This is a genomic window from Candidatus Accumulibacter aalborgensis (assembly GCF_900089955.1).
GTDB classification, from domain to species: Bacteria; Pseudomonadota; Gammaproteobacteria; order Burkholderiales; family Rhodocyclaceae; genus Accumulibacter; species Accumulibacter aalborgensis.
This window is the reverse complement of the sequence record NZ_FLQX01000104.1, coordinates 1-18,184: the sequence shown is the minus strand read 5'-3', so window position 1 is coordinate 18,184 and position 18,184 is coordinate 1. Positions and strand designations below refer to the sequence as shown.

Sequence of the window (18,184 nt, the reverse complement as noted above, 5' to 3'; positions counted from 1 at the left end):
ATCTCTATCAGGCGGCAAGAAAATCGCCAATCAGCTTGGCCAGGCGCGAAACCAGTTCACGCGCCTCGTCGGCGCTGAAGGTCAGCGGCGGCAACAGGCGAACGACCTTGTCGGCGGTGACATTGATCAGCAGCCCTGCCGCGAGAGCGCGCGTCACCAGTTCGCCGCACGGGCGATCGAGTTCGATGCCGATCATCAGCCCCTGGCCGCGGATATCGACGACGCCTTTCCTGCCCGCCAGCGCCTGCGCCAGCCCCTCGCGAATCAGGCCACCGACGGCGACCGCATGCTCGATCAGGCGGTCCTTCTCGATGACGGCGATAGTCGTCAGCGCCGCCGTCGTCGCCAACTGATTGCCGCCGAAAGTCGACCCGTGATTGCCCGGCTTGAATAAACCCGTCGCCTTGCCAGCCGTCAGACACGCTCCGATCGGCACGCCGCCGCCCAGCCCCTTGGCCAGCGTCACCACATCGGGAAGAACGTCGGCGTGCTGGAAAGCAAACCAGCGACCGGTGCGGCCGGTACCGCACTGCACTTCGTCGCAGATCAGCAGCCAGTCGCGTTCGTCGCACAGCGCGCGCAGACCGCGCTGGAAACCGACATCGGCGATATTGACGCCGCCCTCGCCCTGGACGATTTCGAGCATCACCGCGACGATCTTCTTGTTGCTCCGGGCGATGGCCTGGATCGCCTCGAGATCGTTGTAGCGCACGCGAACGAAACCCGAGACCAGCGGCTCGAAACCGGCCTGCGCCTTGCGATTGCCGGTCGCCGACAGCGTCGCCATCGTCCGGCCGTGAAAAGCCTGCTCCATGACCACGATCGCCGGGCTGTCGACGCCCTGCTGGTGGCCATACAGGCGCGCCAGCTTGATCGCCGCCTCGTTGGCTTCACAACCTGAGTTGCAGAAGAAGACCTCGTCCATGGCAGCCAGCGTCGCCAGCTTGTCGGCCAGTTGCTCCTGTTGCGGAATCCGGTAGAGGTTCGACGAGTGCAGGATGCGCCCAGCCTGCGCGGCAATCGCCGCGACCAGAGTCGGGTGGTTGTGCCCCAGCGTGTTGACCGCAATCCCGGCCAGCGCATCGAGGTAGCGCCTGCCCTCGGTATCGGTCAGCCAACTCCCCTCGCCATGGCTGAAGGCGATCGGCAGGCGGGCGTAGGTATTCATCAGGTGAGACATGGACCACCCATTGCACAGGCTTTGAAACGGAAACGGCGGCTTGCGCCGCCGGATAACGAGACACGCACTCGGACCCCAGACCAGTACCTTCCAGGGTGCGCCGCAAGGGTAGGCATGCCGGAAGACAAGGCCAGGATTCTACGGGAAAAGAGTTGTGATGTATAGGAAAGGCGAGGCTTTTTGAGGTCTGGACAGACGCCGAGCCATGGTCGCCGCGCGGCGTTCAAGAACCGGGCTGGCTGGCAAGGGCGCTGCACAACGGGGGCGCAGTCCGCAGAGCGTCGGGCGGAATCGACAAGCGGTCACAGGCCTGGCAAGCGGGTCGTTGGGGTGACGAAGGCACCCCAACGTAATCCCTCGCCGAAAATGTTGGGGTTCGTTCCTCACCCCAACGCGCTCGTGGACCTCAGGGCAAAGCGAAAACCGATGTACAGGGAGGCGTTGACGGGCGAGGTCGCGTGGCGGTACGCCGAGCGGGCGATCCTGGCGTCGTTGCCCCAGGACCCGCCGCGCAGCGCGCGCACGGCCACACCCCCATGCGTGATGCGCTCTTCATCGTAGTCGGCATTGGCACACCATTCCCACACATTGCCGTGCATCTCATAAAGCCCCCAGGGATTCGCCGGCAAGCTCTTCACCGCTACGGTCATCCCCTTGCCGTCGTCCCGCCGGTACTTCGCCTGTTCCGGCGTGATCGCGTCGCCGAAACTGTAAGCCGTCCGCGTCCCGGCGCGGCACGCACATTCCCACTCGGCCTCGGTCGGCAGTTCGGGCGCCACACCGTCGGTGAAGGATTGCAGGCGGGCAAGGAAACCGTCCGGCGGCAGCACCACATCGTTCCAGCTCACACGCTCGACCGGGTGCTGCGGACTGCCCCGATCGCTTTCATTGGTTTCACTGAAATGGCTCGGGTTCCTGCCCATCACCGCCAGCCACAGCGCCTGCGTGCACGCCGTGTCGGCCAGCCAGAAACCCGCGGCAATCGTCGTCAGCACCTGACTTTCCGGCAGATCCTCGTCGCCCATCAAAAAAGTGCCCGCCTCGACCCAGCGCAGGCGCTGCACCACACCGGCGACTGCCAGATCGGCCCACAGGCCGAAACGATCGTCGCCCCAGGCGCTCGCCCAGCGCGGCGGGAAACGGTCGGGGCCACGACGGCGCCATTCTTGCGGCTTGAAGAGGCCGTTCATTGACCAGCGCAGCCAGGCGGCTGCCCGGGGAGCCGCCGCGCAGCGCGCGCTCGGCCCGACTTTTTGCTTTGCTTGCACTCGGCTCTGTTCACGGCATCCATTATCCCTTATCCGACACCAATCCTCGTAGGTTGGGGTGAGCCTGCGAACCCCAACACCTCGCCATCACCCGGCGAACCGCCCCTCCCCGGACCCATCCGACGCCCACTCCGCACTCAGCAATCCGAGCCGAATATATCGGTGAATCGACGAATACGGCCACTCCACCGCGCGCATCGCGAGCCCATGCTTGACGGGATTGAAATGGATGTAATCCACATGGCGCGCGAGATCGTCTTGGTCACGAATCAGATGTTCCCAGTAGCGGCGCTGCCAAATCCCACGTTCCCCCTTCGCCGCACGGCTTGGCGAACGGCTCTCGGTCGGACGAATTTGCCGGGCGAATCCTGCCTTGATGAGCATCCAGCGAGTGGCAAAGTCGGCGTCGTCAGCCGGCAGCGTCCACAGAGCGTGCAGATGATTGGGCAGGACGACCATGGCCTCAATGCGGAAGGGATGGGCGTGGCGGACCCGTCGCAGAGCTTCCCGCAAGGCGTCGATATGCTCGACGAGCAGGCTGGATTGCCGCTCGGCGAGGTTGACCGTGAAAAAATACGTCGCCCCGGCGACGTTGGCCCGACGATAGCGCATCGCGAAATGGTAGCTGATTGCTTGGGTGTTGGGGTTCGCAGGCTCACCCCAACCTACGAGATCTTTTCCTTGCCGCCCCCGTCCCGGGGGTGGCCACGGTGCCGCGTCCCGCGGCACCGTGGCCACTCCGTGGTCCCCGCCGGGCTCGTGGACCTCAGGGCAAAGCGGAAACCGAAGCGCAGGGCGGCGAGGTCGGGCGCGTGCGCGCTGCGGTACGCAGAGCGGGCGAGCCTGGCGAGGCTGCCCCAGGACCCGCCGCGCAGCGCGCGCTCGGCCACACTAGTCGCTTCCGGCCCCCTGGGGTGGATCTCGTCGCGCTCAGCATACTCGCGTTGCCCATCGGCGCACCACTCCCACACATTGCCGTGCATCTCGTACAAACCCCAATCGTTCGCCGGCAGGCTCCGGACAGCGACCGTCGCCTGGCGATACACGCCCTTCTCGCCGCCGTGGTAAGGGCTATTGCCATCGTAGTTTACCTGCTCGGGAGTGATGTTCTCGCCGAAGCTGAACGGCGTCGTGGTACCGGCGCGACACGCGTACTCCCACTCGGCCTCGCTCGGCAGGCTGGCGGCGCAGCCCGGCAGCAGCGCTTCGATGCGGCGGAGGAAGCGCTGCACGTCATCCCAGCTCACCTGCTCGACCGGATGCTGCGCGCCGCCCTTGTTTTCGGCGGTGAAATGGCTGGGGTTGTTGCCCATCACTGCCTGCCACAGCGCCTGCGTGCACGCGGTATCGGCAAGCCAGAAGCCCTGCGTGAGCGTCACCGGGTGCTGCGGGCCTTCCTCCGGATAGCGCTCGGGCTCGGACGCCGGCGAACCCATCGGAAAGTGGCCTGCTTCGATGTAGCGCAGGCGCTGGACGATCGTCTGCGCGCCGTGCGGCGACTTGCTCTGCTGGACCGGGACCAGCACGTCGGCGTAGAGCCCAAAGGCATCGCGGCCGATTTCCTGCGCCCACTCGGGACGCTCGATGCGGCTGACGCGGTAGCTGTGCTGCCCGGTGGTGATGGTTACCCCGGCGGCCGGGCCAAAAAAGCGGTCGAGCGTGGCGACCGCCTGCGGACTGAGCGCCGGGTCGAGCAAACGCGTCGGCAGACCCTCGCCTTCGCTGACCAGCAGTCGCTTGACCTGCAGCGGCGAGCCAAGCCGAGACTGCGCGGGTCCGGCCGGACGTTCGGCGCTCCACAGCATCAGCCCTTCCGCCTGTACACCCAGTTGACAGGCGACTGCCGGCAGCTCGCTGCGGGCGCTGATCGCGCGCACGAGGTCTTCCGACCGCAGCCCGGCCGGCGACAACTTTTCACCGGTTGCCACCCACACCGGCGACAACCACTCCGAGTTGGCCTCGACCCAGGTCTGATCGGCGCCGTTGCGAGCAAGGAGGTCGAGCGTGTAGTGGCGCAGTTGCGGGTCCGGGGTGGACGACCGGGTCGCCGTCTCCTTGAACGCCTCGAACCAGCGTCGCGCTTCTTCAACCCTGGCGGCGCAGTCACAGTCCTGGCGCGCCTCGGGGCTGGCGTGCGCCTGCCAGATCAGCAGCTCGGCCGCTTCGGTCGCCCGTCCTCGCCAGCCATGAAGGTGCAGCGTCCGTTCTAGCGCCGCGAGTTGCTCGTCGGCCGTCAGCTCACCAAATGCCTGGCGGTATCGGGCAACGTGGTCGGCGGCGACGGCGCGCGAGACGAGGCTGTCGTAGACCACCGGCTGATGTATCCATACCAGCGCTTCGAGCGCCGGCTCGACGGCGGTGGCGGGCGTGATGCCGCGCAACGCGCGCAGCAGCGCCGGTTCGACGCGAACACAGCAAGCCATGCGCGCCAGCAGCCGCTCGCGCAGCGCTGCCAGGCGCGCGGTTTCGGCGCGCCGCTGCTCGTCGTCGGTGATGCGACCGCGCTGGCGGCGTAGTCCGCCAGCGGACTGCAGGCAGAAGACGTGCGCCCGCCGCGCCAGTTCGACTTCGATCTGCGCCGGCGCCAGCGGCGCCCAGACGACCGGCTGCGCGCCGTGCTGCGCGAGCTGGCGAGTCAACTCGGCCCAGGCGCAGGCTGCCGCCGGCCAACCGCTCAGCGCCCCGGCGTCGGACAGGATCAGCACGCGGGTTCCTGGCGCCGGGAGCGGAATCGCCTCGGACCGAGTCGCCGCCGCTGCGCCAGCGCCCGGTTTTTCCGGCCAGCGCTGGCTGACCTGCTGCGGGCTGCCGTCGACCAGCCACAGCGTGCAGCCGGCGGCACCGCGCTGCTGCAGCAGGTCGGCGACGATGGCCTGAAAATCGTCCTGGTAGGGTAGCAGATGCGGCGCACGGTCCCAGACGACGACCAGTTCGCCGCCCCAGATCGGCTGACGGTGGCGAGGCAGCCGCCGCACGGGTCGGGCCCGCGCCAGGTCGCGCAACAGGCGCCGCATGTCGAGACCGGTGTGGCGAAGTTCGAGCGCCGAACGCTTGAGCGCCGGCCACAGGCGCGTGCGGCGGACGAGCGGAACGAAGGGGGCGGCGTCGCCCTGCGTCTGGCGCGGCGCGCATTGCTCGCTCGTCAGCGGCGACGGTTTGACGGCATCGTCCGCCTCGGCGGGGAGATCGAGACGGCGGCAGTTGGTGATGGCGAAGAGCGGCGCTTTCAGTCGCTCGGCCGCGGCAGATTCGGAAGTTGCGGCGGGCGCTGGACCGACGAAGGCACGCCCGTCGACCTCGGGCTGGACGACTACCGACGCGCTAGCGGCCATCGACTGCCGCTCGGCGAAGGCCAGCAGGCCGGCATAGCGACGTTCGCTCTGATCGTCGTCGCCGGCGAGTTCCAGCGCCTGCAGCAGGTCGGCGCGCGCGAGCAGCGGCGTGCGTTTCATCCCGCCGACGAATCCGGCTTGGTGGCGGTTGGCGGATTCTGCGAGAGCTTCGGGTTACCCTCGACGACGCCGTTCTTCAGGAAAGCGTAGCGAGCGAGCCGGCCGAGCCAGTCTCTTTGCTTCTCCGGATCGCCAGGCGCCAGCCGCCGCAGCGCGGTGAGCAGGTCGATGTACTCGGCGAGGCCAGGGGGCGGCACGCCAGCAGCCTTGGCGTTGTTGCGGTCGCCATCGAGTTGCTCGGCCGCGATCTTCAGGATCTCATCCTCCAGACGATCCGCCGGCACGGCTGCCGTTCCGAAGTGCGCCCGCCCGCGCTTGACGAGAAAGTCGACGTAGGACTTATCGGGTTCGAGCGTCAACACCACGCAGCGACGCAGGAAAGCCGCCGGCAGCTCGCGCTCTTCATTGGTGGTGATCACGACCAGCGGCAGCAGCCCGTCTTTCGGCCGAATCGCCTCCTGAGTGACGGGGTTGGGGAACTCGCGGCTGCCGAGGACTTCGAGCAGGCTGTTCGGCAGGTCGCTGTCGGCCTTGTCGATCTCGTCGATCAGGATGACGTGGCCGGCGTAGTCGGCCCCGTCGTGCTTTTCGTCGGGTGAGAGCCTGGCCGCGTGGGGTCCGTAGCGCCCGGCGCCATCCCAGTCGAAAGCCCGCCAGAACGGGCCGGGCAGGCAGTAGGTCTTGTCGGGCTTGACGCCACCGCCGCCGGCACCGGCCGCCTGCGCATCGGCCAGCCGCTGCACGGCGTCGAAGCTGTGGAACAAATCCTGCGCCTCGAAGCGCGGGCTGATGGTGACGCGCTGCAGATGCCACTTGAGCGCTGCAGCCGCGGCCAAGGCCAGTTGCGTCTTGCCGGTGCCCGGTTCGCCACGCACCAGCAGTGGTCTTTCGCACGCCAGCGCCAGGTGCAGCGCGTCGATCTCGTTCTGCGACCATTGATGCACGGCGCCGTTGTCGAGCGCTTCGATGGCGTCGGCTTGTACGTGTTCCAGAAGTTGCTTGACGTCGTAGGTCATGGGTTCTGCCTGTAGGGTTTAGGGCTGGAGTGGGGTGCCGTGGCGTGGTAGGCCGGGTTGACTCAGCGTAGGCCGACGTGGTTGCCTCGGGATGTTGGGTTACGGCCTGCGGCCTAACCCAACCTACGGCGCTATGGCTTGCGCGGAGTGACCTGAAGGCGTTCGCTGATCAGCTTGGCCGCTTCGGCGGGAGAATGTTCGCCGCAGTCGATCGCGAGATCCAGAGAGAAGACGCCGTCCACCGGCTTATCGTCGAAGCGGAAGAACATGATTCGTTTCCCGTCGCGCTTCTTGATCAGGTCGCGCACCGCTCGCCACTCCAGTCCACACCATTCCTTTCCCTGATAGTTGCCGCCCAGAAAGACAACGACCAAATCCGATTGGTCGTGATAGATGCGCTGAAGGACGAGATCCGCGTCGGGTACAGCGGTCTGCGACTTGAAGTGGTAGTCATAGAACACCGCTTCCTTGGTCAACTCCTGTGTCAGCAGCAAGGCGACCTCCCGCACATACGGACGGTGCTCGCCGGCAAACGATAACGCTACCTGAAAATGCATGTCTTCCAGAGCAAGCATCGACTTGGCCTCTTGTAGTGGATAGATCAATTGAAAGAGATTCTCCAGATAGTGCAGGAGGTCCGCCTGCAGGCCCTTCCATGCATCTGCTTCGGCATCCTGCAGGCGACCGCAGGTCGCCGCATCGTAGAAGAACGTGGGCACCCCGAACTGCGTCGCAAACTCGCTGCGCAGCGCCGGGTCATCCATGGGGTGAGGATCGCGAGTCTGCAAACCGAACATCAGGCGGGTTCCCTGGTCTTCTTCGTATTGATCAAGAGCACGTTTCAGGACTCTGTCGGAAGGCAGGCCGCGTTTCCGGATCTCCGCGAGGCGCAACGGGCGGTCAAAGACCGCCAGGTCGGCCATCGCTGCATTCACCACCGCCAGCAGTTCGGCGCGAGCACAGTCCCTGTCTCCCTGGAAGCCATACTCCAGTGGTGCAACGTGCTGCGGAAGAACATTGACCGCCGCCGCCTCGCGAGCCTGGGGATCAAAACGAAGCTTGACACCCTTCTCGCACCAGACCGCGGCAATCACCGCCGCCGCCAGGTGATGACTCGCGCCGATCAGCATCCCGTCCGACGCGGCAACAGCGCCAATCGCCGTGCACTCATCGCGAATGTAGCGCTCGCAGGCCAACAGGCAGAGTCCGATGGCCACTTCACGCAAGCGATTGGTTCTTGCTGGCGTCGCGGCGGCCACGTTGCCCAGCTTTGGCGCCACGTTCAGTATCCGCTGCAGGAGGTCCAGAGGATCCTGCTGCAGGCAATCGGCACACAGTGCTTCCGGGTCGGCAAACGCTTTGCCGCCTTCCCCGGCCCAGGCACTGGCGAAGTCCTGCCACAGACTGTCGTCGGTGCGAAGCGTCTCGACACGATCGAGCAGGCTCTTCTGCATGCGAGTCGTTAGCGCCCCCAAAGCTAGCGCCTCAACAAATCCCACACCGTCTCGATGCCGCCGAGGACGAGGTCGGAAATGCCGCTTTCCAGCAACTCGGGGCGCTTTTGCCGGCTGCTCTGCGACCTGGCGCGCTCGTTGGCGACCAAGGCGTCGGCGACGGCGTGCGGGTCGAGGTTCTGCTGCCGGCTCGCTTTCCGGCCGAAGTCGTCGAGAGCGTTCTGCACGGCGTCGGGATCGAGGATGACGATCGGCGAGCGGCAATGCGTGCATACGTGGTCACGGCGAATGTCGACCGGCGCGCCGCAGCCGGAGCAGCGGACGGTCTGCACCTGGCGCGCCAGCGCCTCGACTTCGGCTCCGTTGAGCTGGCGAACGAAACCCTTTTCGACCATGAAGGCGGCGTAGGCGCTGTAGCGGCCGTGGCGTTGCGGGCAGCGGCTGTAGGCGAAACGACCGCTGCGCGTACTGTCGAGGCAATGCAGCAGGCGCTCGCGGCAGCGTGGGCAGTGCAGCGGGTCGCGCCAGGGCTGGCGCTGGTCGGCGTGGTGCTGGTGCAGCAGACGAAAGAGTTCGACGACGCCGGCCGGTGCCAGTTGGGCGCTCTCGAATTCGTCGAACCAGATTCCCTGACAGGCAAAGCAGATGTCGAGCGCGACTTCGCCGTTGAGCTGGCGCGCGAAGCGATGGACTGCCATCGGCGCCTGACAACTGGGGCATGGCCGGGTCGGCGGGGCGGGCGGAATTTCTTGCGTCATGGCGATTCGGCAGTGTGGCGGCGGGTCACTGGTCGAACTGGTCGAAGTGGCGAACCCAGAACAGCTCATGACGGCGTACCGCCTTGCGAAAGAAGTCGTTCTCGCCGGTCGCCGGCCAGCGGCGGCCGGCAAGCAGGTACTGAACCTTGCGGCGCAGGCGGTGCTTGAGCAGCGGACGCCCCTGCAGGTCGTGCTGCATGGCCAGCGCCATCGCCTTGTCGAGCTGAACTTGGGCGCTCAGTTGCGGGCTCCACAGACCATCGGCCGGCAGGGGCGCCAGCGCCGGCGGCAGGGCGACGCCGGCGCCGACCGGTCCCATCGGCCAGCGGTCGTTGTCGTACAGGTGGTTGGCGTAAAGCAGGGCGATTTCGGGTTTCCAGCTCGACCGTTGTACCGCCTGATCGACGGCCATCGAGGTGGCGAAATGATCGGGGTGCGGGTCGAGTTCCGGGTGTGGCGTGACGATCACTTCGGGGCGGAAGTGTTCGAGCAGCGCGACCAGATCGGCCAGCAGGTTCCTTCCGCAGGGCAGCCCGTCGGCGTCTGCCGGCAGGCGCAGTGGGTTGTGTAGACGCACGCTGCGCACGTCCTTGTCGGCCGACTCCCGCGAGGCAAAGAGGAGGTCGGGCTGGGCGAGCATCGCCGGCAGTTGCAGGCAGTAGTATCCGAGCTGCACACAGCGGCTCTGCGGCACGCCGCCCCAGAGCGGAACGGCCAGACTGTCCCAGGCGCGCAGGCGTCCCTTGAGCTGCGCCGCTTGCGCGCCGTCGAGCCCCAGGCGCTGATAGTTCCTGGCCTCGATTTCGCCCTGCGTCACCGTCACGATGACCGCCTCGGGCGCCCGGCTGTACAGACCGAACGCCGCCAGCTCGGCATCGTCGGCGTGCGGTGCGAGGACCATGATCCGGCGTTCGGAATAATCCGGGTTGGGCAGCGCGTACAGCGTCGCGGTCAGCGACAAACGGCAAAAGCGTCCTTCGATCGGCAACTCGCCCATGCCGACCGCCACCGCCTGTCCAGAAAGGTTGAGGAAGCGTCGGCCGCGCACCCCTCGTTCGAAATCCTGTCGGTCGTCGCCGAGCCAGACATGGGGGTCGAACAACCAGCCCAGCCGGGTGCTGTGCAATTCGACTTCGAGAATCAGCGTCTCGCCGGCCGCGAGTGGCGCGCTCAGTTGCAGACGTCCGCCGACCAGCGATACGCACTGCCTCGCCGTAGCGGCCGGGAAGGTGTACTGGTAGTCATCATGTGGCGAATAGAACAGGTGATCGGCAAACCAGGCCTCATGAGCGAGCCAGCCCAGGAGCAGCACGGCCGGCACCAGCCACCAGGCGACGAAGACGCCCAACGGGGCGAGTACCAGCAGGGTGCCGAGCAGGACGAGGCGCTTCTGCCGGCGATGACGGCGCAGTAATTGTTGTTTACGTGAACTCATGAACTGCCTCGGCCGGTGAACCCGCTCGCGACGCGGGGAACGCATTTCTCCGGATTCTAGCAGCCTGGCCGATGCCAGGGATTCACTGGCTAGTCATCTTCTCCCTGATCGCGCCGCGGAACGGTCTCCGGGTCGGCAATGATGGCCCGATAGATCTCGATCCGGTCGCCGGGCTTCAGCGCGGCATCGAGCTTGACCAGGCGCCCGAAAACGCCGACCTTCTGCGCCTTGAGGTCGATATGCGGAAACTGCCTGAGGACACCCGAACGCTCGATTCGTCGGGAACTTCGATATTGACCCAGACCTGCTGACCTGGCTCGGAATAGGCAACGCCGATCTGCATCTCGCTCTCCTCATGTCGTGACGGTAGCAGCGCCTGCCGCTTGCCAGCTACCTTGCGCCAAGCGGCTTTCCATCACCCGCTTGCCGGCCAGGAGGAAACCGAGAATGGCGAAGCCACCCGGCGGCAGAATCATCAGCAGCGCGCCGCCGTAGCCGGGCAGCTTCATTTCCAGGAAGGCGAAAGACGGTCCGAGCAGGTTCGAAGCCTGCGCGAACAGCGTACCGGCGCCCAGGAATTCGCGGATCAGCCCGATCAGCGTCAGCGCGCCGGTGAAACCCAGCCCCATGCCGAGCCCGTTGGTGCCGCTGGTGGTTACCGCCATCGTCGGGCACATGGCCAGCAACTGCGAAAAGACGATGTTCTCGCTCCACAAGCCCTGCCGGATGATATTTCCATAATTGTCGCTCATCAGGGTTCTCCCAGAATCTCGCGGCGGTGCGCGGCATAGAACTCGAGCCCGCCCTTGACCGCCTTGACCACCGCACGCGGAGTGATCGTCGCGCCGGCAGACTGGTCGAAGACGCCGCCATCCTTGTTCACGCCCCATTTGGCGGGCGGCGGATTGGCCGGTGATTTGCCGCTGAAATCCTTCACCCATGGCGACTTGCCGACCTCGATCTTGTCGCCCAGTCCGGGCGTTTCGGCGTGCTTGACGACGCGTACGCCGAGCGTCGCGCCTTGCGCATCGACGGCCATCAGCAACTGGATGTCAGCCGCGTAACCACGCTCGACGACCTTGAACACCGCGCCCTTGACCACGCCGCCCTGGCGCGCCCGGTAAACGATCACCGGCTTGCCGTCGCGCTCGATTTCAATCTTGTCGTTGAGGAAGTCGTTGTCGGCAAAACCGGCCGGCAGCACCTCGACGAGCGAATCGCGCAGATCCCGGGCTTCGGCGGCGGCGATGGCTTGGCCGGTGGCCGCCGCCACCCACGCCAGTGCGCCGCTGGCCAGCAGTGCGAAGCTGCCGAGCAGGATCGGCTAGTAAGCGATCTTCTCGCGCCACAAGGCCAGGTTCATCTCAGGCCTCCCTCGTTTCCGGGATCGCCAGGGGCTTGCCCTGGCGGCCGATCACCGGCGTCAGTGCGTTCATCAGCAAAACCGCGAAAGCCATTCCCTCCGGATAGCCTCCGTAACTTCGGATGATCCAGGTCAGCAGCCCGACCCCGAGCCCGAAAATGATCTGGCCAGCGCCGGTATTTGGTGAGGTGACGTAATCGGTGGCGATGAAGAAAGCACCGAGCAGCGCGACGCGCGCCACCATCGCCGGGTTGAACACGTTCTGCCCGACGCCGCCGAAGACCTGCTTGCCGATCACGATGGCCATGAAGCCGCCGACGACGGCGACCCACCAGGGTGCCCAGGGCGGCAGCGTCAGCGCCAGCAGCCAGCCGGTGAGCAGCGCCGAACCGTCCAACAGCGTGGCCTTGATCCGTCGGCTGCCCATCAGCGTCAGCGCCAGCGCCTCGAAGCCAAGGCAGGACAGAATGGTCAGCAGCCAGAGAAAGAACGCCGGCCAACCGAACAGCCAGAATCCGAAAGCGGTCGCCGGCAGCAGCGCGATCTGTACCCGCAACATCGTCCGGCCGATCGAATTACCGCCGTGCGCGTGCGGCGAGGCGAACGCGTCTGTCGCCGGACCAGCGGCTTTCATGCCGATTCTCCGGCGGCTATGCGAGTGACCGCAGCGGCCACGGCAACGGTTTTCAGCGCGGCCTGCTGCGCCGACCGCTCGGCCTTCCGCCGAGCCGCGGCTTCGGCCTTTTCGCGTGCTTCACGTTCGAGGCGTTCCTGCCGCGCCTGCGCCATCTTACGGGTCGCTTCGCTGCGCAACTGCGTCCGCTGACGCGCCGAGAGTTCGCCCTTGGCGTGGTAGAAGTACTGCACCAGCGGAATGTGCGCGGGACAAACGTAGGCGCAGCACCCACAGGCGATGCAGTCCGACAGACCGAGGGCGACCGCCGACTCCATCTCTCCGTGGCGAATGCGCGCGCTCATTTCCAACGGCAACAGGCCCATCGGATAGCGCGCCGGCACCAGCTCGACGATGATCTCGCCAAAGCGCCGTACCGCTTCGCGCATGGCGGCGATCGCTTCCGGCTTGTTGTCCTCGATGCCCACCCGTGCCTGCCGGGCGCCGGTGGCAATCAGCATCAGGCGAATGCCGCTGACGACATCGGCGGCCCGGTCGCGCATCAGACGGTCGTCGCAGGAGAGGTAGGGCTCGCACTCGCTGCCGTTGATGATCAAGGTGTCGATCTTCGAACGGCGACCTAGATTGAGCTTCACCGACGACGGAAAAGTCGCTCCGCCGAGGCCGACCACCCCGGCCGCCGCGACGCGCGCGGCAATCTCGCCCGGCGACAGCGCAAAGGGGTCGCTCACGCGCTCGCTTTCAAGCCAGGCATCATCGCCGTCGGCGTCGATCGAAATCGCCATTCCCGGCAAGCCGGAGGCATGCGGCGCCGTGATTTCGCCGATGGCGCTGATCGTTCCGGAGGTCGACGCATGCAGCGGCGCCGAGATATTGCCGTGCGCAGCAGCGATCAACTCACCCTTTTTCACCTTCTGGCCAACCAGCACGACCGGCCGAGCCGGCGCGCCGACGTGCTGCGCGAGCATCAGGTGCAGGCGCTGCGGCAGCGGCAGCGAGGGGCTGGCGAGTCGGCCGCCGGGCGTTTGTGGTCGGCCGGATGCACGCCCCAGCCGTCGCCGACGAAGTCGCTGGAGAGATCGACCGTGATGCCCAGCCGAACCGCGATCACCACGGCCAGCGCCTTGCCGCCCGGCGGGCAACAGGCCGGCGACGCGACGCCTTCGGCAATCGCCGTGGCCGCCGCGCTACAGCCGGCGAAGCCGCACTGCCCGCAGTTGGAGCCGGGCATCAGGCTGATGGTGATGAACGAAATCGGCGCACCGGCGAAAGCGGCCGGCACGCGCGCCAGTGCCACGCGTTCGCGCAGACCGGCGAAGACGAGCAGCACCAGGGTGAAACCAAGCGCCGAGCCGAAACCGTAGAGCAGGCTCTTGAAGAGACTCAACTTCTGCTCGACGTTGAGCAGGGCGACGCCGAGCACCGCGCAGTTGGTGGTGATCAGTGGCAGGTAGATACCGAGCGACTGGTAAAGAGCGGGCCTGGCCTTGCGGATGAACATTTCGGTGAATTGCACGACCGCGGCGATGACCAGTATGAAGGTCAGGATGCGCAGATAGCCCAGGCCAAACGGCGCCAGCAGCCAGTTGTCGAGCATCCACGACGCGCCGGCGGCCAGCGTGATGACGAAGGTCGTCGCCAGCCCCATTCCCAATGCACTGTCGACGCTCTTCGAGACGCCCATCACCGGGCAGAGGCCGAGGAACTTGATCAGCACGACGTTGTTGACCAGCGCGGTGGATAGCAGGAGCAGGATGAATTCGTTCATGGCGTTATGGCTTCGGGTTTTTCCATACGTCCTGATGCACAAGGCGTGCCAGGTCGCGCAGGCAGCCCGCAAACCCGCGTCCATGCGTGCTTCCGAGGGCGATGCACCACGAACGGGAACGCCCGGGCAGGATTGGCAGCGCGCAGATGTCGCAAAGCCGACACGACTCTCGTCGGTTTTCCGCGCCAGCCTGAGTGGTGACCCGATCGCTGGCCTGCTTTGCCCCACATTCGTGCGACGGCACGGAACGTGCTTGATTCAGGCGAAAGAAGCGAATCTGACACCCTCGAAACACTCTTGAGGAGCACCCTATGCCGGTCATCACCCGTGTTGCCGCGAACTCTGTCAAGCAGCCAGCGGAGCTGCCGCCCGAAGCGTATCGACAGGCCGTGGATCAGGCCGATCTCGCCATTTCGATCACCGACCCCAAGGCCAATATCCTCTTCGCCAACGACGCTTTCGCTCGCGTCACCGGCTACGCCACCGACGAACTCGTCGGCAAGAACCAGTCCATGCTCTCCAGTCAGACGACATCGAGCGACACTTACCGGCGCATGTGGAGCGAACTAGCTGCTCAGCGCGCGTGTTCGGGCCGCTTGCTCAACCGCAAGAAGAACGGGCTGGTCTATCTGGCCGAGCTGACCATTTCGCCGATCGTCGACGCCCAGGGCAAGACGACGCACTTTCTCGGCACGCACCGCGACGTCACCGAACTGCACCGCCTTGAGCGCGTCGTCGGCAACCAGAAGAAACTGATCGAATCGGTGGTCGACGCCGCGCCGATGGCCTTCGCGCTGCTCGACCAGAGTGGTCGGGTGATCCTCGACAACCACGAATACAAGAAGCTGCTCACCAGCATGGGGGGCAACGAGCCGGCGCACACCCTGCTCGCCAGCCTGTCTCCGAACTGGCGCGAATCGCTGTCCAGCCGTCCGGAAAGCGAGCATCGACCGCCCAGCCGGCCGGCCCCGCTGGCTATCGGTCACCACGTCGCTGATCGAAATGCAGAGTGACTCTGCCGACAGCTACTTCGTCCCCGACGGTAAGCCCGGTCTGCTACTGGTCATTGCCGACATCAGCAAGCTGCGCGAAGAGCAGGAGCGCGCCCGCGCCGCTGCCCTGCAAGCGGTGCTGGCCGATGAGGAACGCGCCGCCGCGATCCGCGAAGGCTTCTCGGCAGCGACTTTCCGCCTCGAAGAGCCGACGAACATCATGGCCACGGCTACCGCGGTTCTGCAGCGGCGCGATCCGGCGAGCGCCAGCGTGCTGCAACAGGCGCTGGCCGCCAGCCGCAAACATCTCGAAGCGCTGCGCCAGGTGATTCCCCAAGGGCCGCAGGAGATCGTCGTGCCGATCAATCTCAACGAGATCCTGCGCGACGTCCTGGAAATCCGTACGCCACGGCTGTTGGGCGCCGGCATCGTCGTCGACTGGCAGCCGGCCGTCACGCTGCCGCCGATCATCGACCGCCCGCTGCAACTGCGCATGCTCTTCAAGGCGCTGGTCGACAACGCCATCCACTACAATTCGCCGCGCTCGCGCAACGCGATGATTCGCCTCAACTGCGCATCCTGCAGGAAGGCGAGCTCGAGCGCGTCGGCGGTAGCCGGACGATCAAGGTCGATGTGCCCATCATCGCCGCCACCCACCGCGACCTGGAAACCGCCGTCGAAATGGGTGATTTCCGCGAGGATCTCTTCTACCGGCTGAACGTGATGCCCCTTTTTCTGCCACCGTTGCGCGAACGCATCGAGGACATTCCGGAAATCGCCCGCCATCTGCTGAGCAAAATCGGCAACGACCAGAAGCGGAAGTTGAGCCTGACCGACCTGGCGCAGCGCCGGCTGGTCAGCCACGAGTGGCCGGGAAACGTTCGCGAACTGGAGAGCTGCCTCGAACGCGCCGCCGTCCTCTCCGAAGACGGGCGTATCGACGTCGACCTGATCCGCTTCCCGAGCGGGCGCTCAAGCCGGGCGCCGGCGCCGGAATCGACCTCGACGACCCCGACCTTTCGGAAAAGGAACGCGTCGTTGCCGCCCTCGAACAGGCCGGCTGGGTGCAGGCCAAGGCGGCCCGCATCCTCGGCATGACGCCGCGCCAGATCGCCTACCGGATCCAGACGCTGGCTATCGACGTGAAGCAGTTCTGAACCCACGCTTGACTGCCACGGGACGGACCCAGATACTGCCGGCAATTCCTTGCCGGATAGCGATCCGCTGCCGATCATGCCCCGTCGAACTTCTCCGCATGCCTTCAGGCGCCTTGCTTCCCGGTACCTGCTCGCCGCCATCCTGCTGCTCGCCCTGCGCGGGCATGCCGAGACGCTGCTCTGCCACGTGACGTACGGCGGCGAGACGCGCATCCTGCAGGCACAGCCGGTGAGCTCGCCCTACACTGTGCCGGTGCGGGCGATCGGCTCGTACTTCCTTTTCCGGATGGTCTTCCAGCCTGAGCCGCGCGATCTCGCGACGATCAAGATCTACGTCTTCAGCGAGCGCGACGACGGGCCGGCGCTGATTCACCAACTGACCCATCCCTACCCGCCGCCCACACCGCCCCGGTCAAGCTACGGCTTCACCGGCCTCAACAGCGTGCATGAACCGATACGCGACGGCGAAATACAATACTGGTGCGAGTTGTCGCCAGTGGAAAAGGGGACACCATGAGCCGCGGAAGCCATTGTCTTCTCCTCCTCGCTGCGCTCGCACTCGCCGTCTCCGGCGCACTGGCGGCCGACCCCGTACGCCTGGTCTTCGTCGGCGACATCATGCTCGACGATGGACCGGGCCGCCTGGTCAGCCGCGCCGGTGATCCGTTTGCCCCCTTCGCCGCTCTCCTGGCCGACGCCGACTATCGCATCGGCAACCTCGAATGCCCGATCGCCACCGTCGGCAAGCCTCGCGAAAACAAGATCGTCACCTTCCGCGCCCACCCCCGCGTGCTGCCCCTGCTCGCCGGACGCTTCGAGGCGCTCGGCGTAGCCAACAACCATTCCGGCGACTACGGCCACGCGGCCTTCCTGGAGACCCTCGCGCTGCTCGCCGGCCAGGGCATCGCCACCTTTGGTGGTGGGCAGCATCTCGAGCAGGCGCATCGACCGCTGTGGATAGAACTTCGCGGACTGCGCATTGCCGTTCTGGCCTACAACGAATTCAAGCCGCGCTCGTTCGAAGCCGGAGCGGAATGGCCCGGAATCGCCTGGAGCGAAGACACCGAGGTCGTCGCCGACATCCGCGCGGCACGCGCGGCCGGCGCCGATCTGGTGATTCCCTTCATGCACTGGGGCTGGGAACGCGAGGCGCAGCCCAGCGAGCGCCAGCGGCAACTGGCCCGCCTGATGATCGACGCCGGCGCCGACCTGGTGGTCGGCGGCCATCCGCACGTGACACAGGGAGTCGAGTACTACCGCGGCAGACTGATTGTCTATAGCCTTGGCAATTTCGTCTTTGACGGGTTTGACTACCCGGCCGGCCGGACCGGATGGCTGTTGCGGCTGACGCTGGACAAAAGCGGCCTGCTGGCCTGGGAGACGATTGCCGCAGACCTTGACGACGACGGCACGCCACACCCGCGAGCCGTCAGTAGCAGCCCCTGCGGCCGCCGCGGCGACCCGCTCATCGGCGAATGCCGCCAGCCCTGAGTTCACCGGACGAAGACGCGACAGCAGGCCGGATACGCGTGGTGCAATGCGCTTTGCTTATTGCACCCTACATGGCTGTTCAGCTTTATTGTCCTGATGGCGCTGTACACCTTCAACCCGACGCGCAGGAAAACGACATGAAGCGGGAAATCCCAGCCCTGACGCACGAGGGCTCCAACCCCGTATTTTCAAGGCCTGGCGGTGGGTAGCAAGAAA

General features: G+C 66.0%; 16 protein-coding genes and 3 pseudogenes. 5 read left to right on the top strand and 14 right to left on the bottom strand.

Annotated elements, in window-relative coordinates; translation table 11 throughout:
* Positions 1-7: 7 nt before the first annotated feature.
* The 14 genes and pseudogenes from ACCAA_RS08950 to rsxA all read right to left on the bottom strand — a co-directional run bounded on the left by ACCAA_RS08950 (position 8) and on the right by rsxA (position 14,328).
* Positions 8-1,180, bottom strand: a complete 1,173-nt coding sequence (locus ACCAA_RS08950; protein ID WP_186406896.1) for an aspartate aminotransferase family protein — start codon at positions 1,178-1,180, stop codon at positions 8-10.
* 383 nt (positions 1,181-1,563) lie between these two features.
* A complete protein-coding gene (locus tag ACCAA_RS08945) occupies positions 1,564-2,370 on the bottom strand; it encodes a formylglycine-generating enzyme family protein (RefSeq protein WP_186406895.1) in 807 nt (268 codons plus the stop codon).
* 165 nt (positions 2,371-2,535) lie between these two features.
* Entirely contained in the window at positions 2,536-3,060 is a 525-nt protein-coding gene (locus ACCAA_RS08940; RefSeq protein ID WP_186406918.1) for an REP-associated tyrosine transposase, read from the bottom strand.
* 53 nt (positions 3,061-3,113) lie between these two features.
* On the bottom strand, positions 3,114-5,900 hold the full coding sequence (locus ACCAA_RS22040; protein ID WP_245754513.1) for a formylglycine-generating enzyme family protein: 2,787 nt from the start codon (positions 5,898-5,900) through the stop codon (positions 3,114-3,116).
* Positions 5,897-6,916 (bottom strand): AAA family ATPase, encoded by a 1,020-nt coding sequence (locus ACCAA_RS08930; RefSeq protein WP_186406894.1) that lies wholly within the window; start codon positions 6,914-6,916, stop codon positions 5,897-5,899. Before ACCAA_RS08930 ends, ACCAA_RS22040 begins: the two co-directional genes overlap by 4 nt.
* Before the next feature lie 131 nt (positions 6,917-7,047).
* The gene (locus tag ACCAA_RS08925) at positions 7,048-8,370 is read right to left on the bottom strand and encodes a TIR domain-containing protein (protein WP_186406893.1); all 1,323 of its coding nucleotides are present in this window, start codon (positions 8,368-8,370) and stop codon (positions 7,048-7,050) included.
* A 23-nt stretch (positions 8,371-8,393) separates the two neighbouring features.
* Entirely contained in the window at positions 8,394-9,128 is a 735-nt protein-coding gene (locus ACCAA_RS08920) for a zf-TFIIB domain-containing protein (protein ID WP_186406892.1), read from the bottom strand.
* 25 nt (positions 9,129-9,153) lie between these two features.
* Complete coding sequence (locus ACCAA_RS08915) at positions 9,154-10,563, bottom strand: PIG-L deacetylase family protein (RefSeq protein ID WP_186406891.1); 1,410 nt, start codon at positions 10,561-10,563, stop codon at positions 9,154-9,156.
* Positions 10,564-10,652: 89 nt separating this feature from the next.
* Positions 10,653-10,906: pseudogene (locus ACCAA_RS08910) on the bottom strand (RnfH family protein).
* Positions 10,907-10,916: 10 nt separating this feature from the next.
* Positions 10,917-11,315, bottom strand: a complete 399-nt coding sequence (locus tag ACCAA_RS08905; RefSeq protein WP_186406890.1) for an Rnf-Nqr domain containing protein — start codon at positions 11,313-11,315, stop codon at positions 10,917-10,919.
* Positions 11,315-11,836, bottom strand: a complete 522-nt coding sequence (locus tag ACCAA_RS08900; protein WP_425394474.1) for an RnfABCDGE type electron transport complex subunit G — start codon at positions 11,834-11,836, stop codon at positions 11,315-11,317. The genes ACCAA_RS08905 and ACCAA_RS08900 overlap by 1 nt, the downstream gene beginning before the upstream one ends.
* A gap of 91 nt (positions 11,837-11,927) precedes the next feature.
* Positions 11,928-12,560 (bottom strand): RnfABCDGE type electron transport complex subunit D, encoded by a 633-nt coding sequence (locus tag ACCAA_RS08895; protein ID WP_186406889.1) that lies wholly within the window; start codon positions 12,558-12,560, stop codon positions 11,928-11,930.
* Positions 12,557-13,528 carry a hypothetical protein gene (locus tag ACCAA_RS08890; protein ID WP_342674042.1) on the bottom strand — a complete coding sequence of 324 codons (972 nt, stop codon included), beginning with the start codon at positions 13,526-13,528 and terminating at the stop codon, positions 12,557-12,559. The genes ACCAA_RS08895 and ACCAA_RS08890 overlap by 4 nt, the downstream gene beginning before the upstream one ends.
* On the bottom strand, positions 13,528-14,328 hold the full coding sequence (gene rsxA, locus ACCAA_RS08885; protein ID WP_425394472.1) for an electron transport complex subunit RsxA: 801 nt from the start codon (positions 14,326-14,328) through the stop codon (positions 13,528-13,530). The genes ACCAA_RS08890 and rsxA overlap by 1 nt, the downstream gene beginning before the upstream one ends.
* A gap of 311 nt (positions 14,329-14,639) precedes the next feature.
* On the opposite strand from rsxA, the gene nifL reads away from it, so the two are divergent.
* From nifL to ACCAA_RS08860, 5 genes and pseudogenes are all read left to right on the top strand, one after another.
* On the top strand, positions 14,640-15,341 hold the full coding sequence (gene nifL / locus ACCAA_RS22465) for a nitrogen fixation negative regulator NifL (protein ID WP_186406888.1): 702 nt from the start codon (positions 14,640-14,642) through the stop codon (positions 15,339-15,341).
* Positions 15,274-15,795 (top strand): annotated as a pseudogene (locus ACCAA_RS22460) (nitrogen fixation negative regulator NifL); the annotation flags it as partial. The gene nifL and the pseudogene ACCAA_RS22460, both read left to right, overlap by 68 nt.
* A 95-nt stretch (positions 15,796-15,890) precedes the next feature.
* Positions 15,891-16,477: pseudogene (locus tag ACCAA_RS08870) on the top strand (AAA-type ATPase lid domain-containing protein); the annotation flags it as partial.
* Positions 16,478-16,553: 76 nt separating this feature from the next.
* Positions 16,554-16,994 (top strand): hypothetical protein, encoded by a 441-nt coding sequence (locus ACCAA_RS08865; protein ID WP_245754511.1) that lies wholly within the window; start codon positions 16,554-16,556, stop codon positions 16,992-16,994.
* Positions 16,991-17,968 (top strand): CapA family protein, encoded by a 978-nt coding sequence (locus tag ACCAA_RS08860; RefSeq protein WP_186406887.1) that lies wholly within the window; start codon positions 16,991-16,993, stop codon positions 17,966-17,968. The genes ACCAA_RS08865 and ACCAA_RS08860 overlap by 4 nt, the downstream gene beginning before the upstream one ends.
* Positions 17,969-18,184: the final 216 nt, after the last annotated feature.

Bases quoted from the DNA above. Each gene is read 5' to 3' on its own strand.
- nifL (WP_186406888.1), top strand. From the start codon at position 14,640: ATGCCGGTCATCACCCGTGTTGCCGCGAACTCTGTCAAGCAGCCAGCG.
- ACCAA_RS08860 (WP_186406887.1), top strand. From the start codon at position 16,991: ATGAGCCGCGGAAGCCATTGTCTTCTCCTCCTCGCTGCGCTCGCACTC.
- ACCAA_RS08925 (WP_186406893.1), bottom strand. From the start codon at position 8,370: ATGCAGAAGAGCCTGCTCGATCGTGTCGAGACGCTTCGCACCGACGAC.
- ACCAA_RS08950 (WP_186406896.1), bottom strand. From the start codon at position 1,180: ATGTCTCACCTGATGAATACCTACGCCCGCCTGCCGATCGCCTTCAGC.
- ACCAA_RS08865 (WP_245754511.1), top strand. From the start codon at position 16,554: ATGCCCCGTCGAACTTCTCCGCATGCCTTCAGGCGCCTTGCTTCCCGG.
- ACCAA_RS08940 (WP_186406918.1), bottom strand. From the start codon at position 3,060: ATGCGCTATCGTCGGGCCAACGTCGCCGGGGCGACGTATTTTTTCACG.
- ACCAA_RS08905 (WP_186406890.1), bottom strand. From the start codon at position 11,315: ATGAGCGACAATTATGGAAATATCATCCGGCAGGGCTTGTGGAGCGAG.
- rsxA (WP_425394472.1), bottom strand. From the start codon at position 14,328: ATGAACGAATTCATCCTGCTCCTGCTATCCACCGCGCTGGTCAACAAC.
- ACCAA_RS22040 (WP_245754513.1), bottom strand. From the start codon at position 5,900: ATGAAACGCACGCCGCTGCTCGCGCGCGCCGACCTGCTGCAGGCGCTG.
- ACCAA_RS08890 (WP_342674042.1), bottom strand. From the start codon at position 13,528: ATGCTCGCGCAGCACGTCGGCGCGCCGGCTCGGCCGGTCGTGCTGGTT.
- ACCAA_RS08945 (WP_186406895.1), bottom strand. From the start codon at position 2,370: ATGAACGGCCTCTTCAAGCCGCAAGAATGGCGCCGTCGTGGCCCCGAC.
- ACCAA_RS08915 (WP_186406891.1), bottom strand. From the start codon at position 10,563: ATGAGTTCACGTAAACAACAATTACTGCGCCGTCATCGCCGGCAGAAG.
- ACCAA_RS08920 (WP_186406892.1), bottom strand. From the start codon at position 9,128: ATGACGCAAGAAATTCCGCCCGCCCCGCCGACCCGGCCATGCCCCAGT.
- ACCAA_RS08930 (WP_186406894.1), bottom strand. From the start codon at position 6,916: ATGACCTACGACGTCAAGCAACTTCTGGAACACGTACAAGCCGACGCC.
- ACCAA_RS08895 (WP_186406889.1), bottom strand. From the start codon at position 12,560: ATGAAAGCCGCTGGTCCGGCGACAGACGCGTTCGCCTCGCCGCACGCG.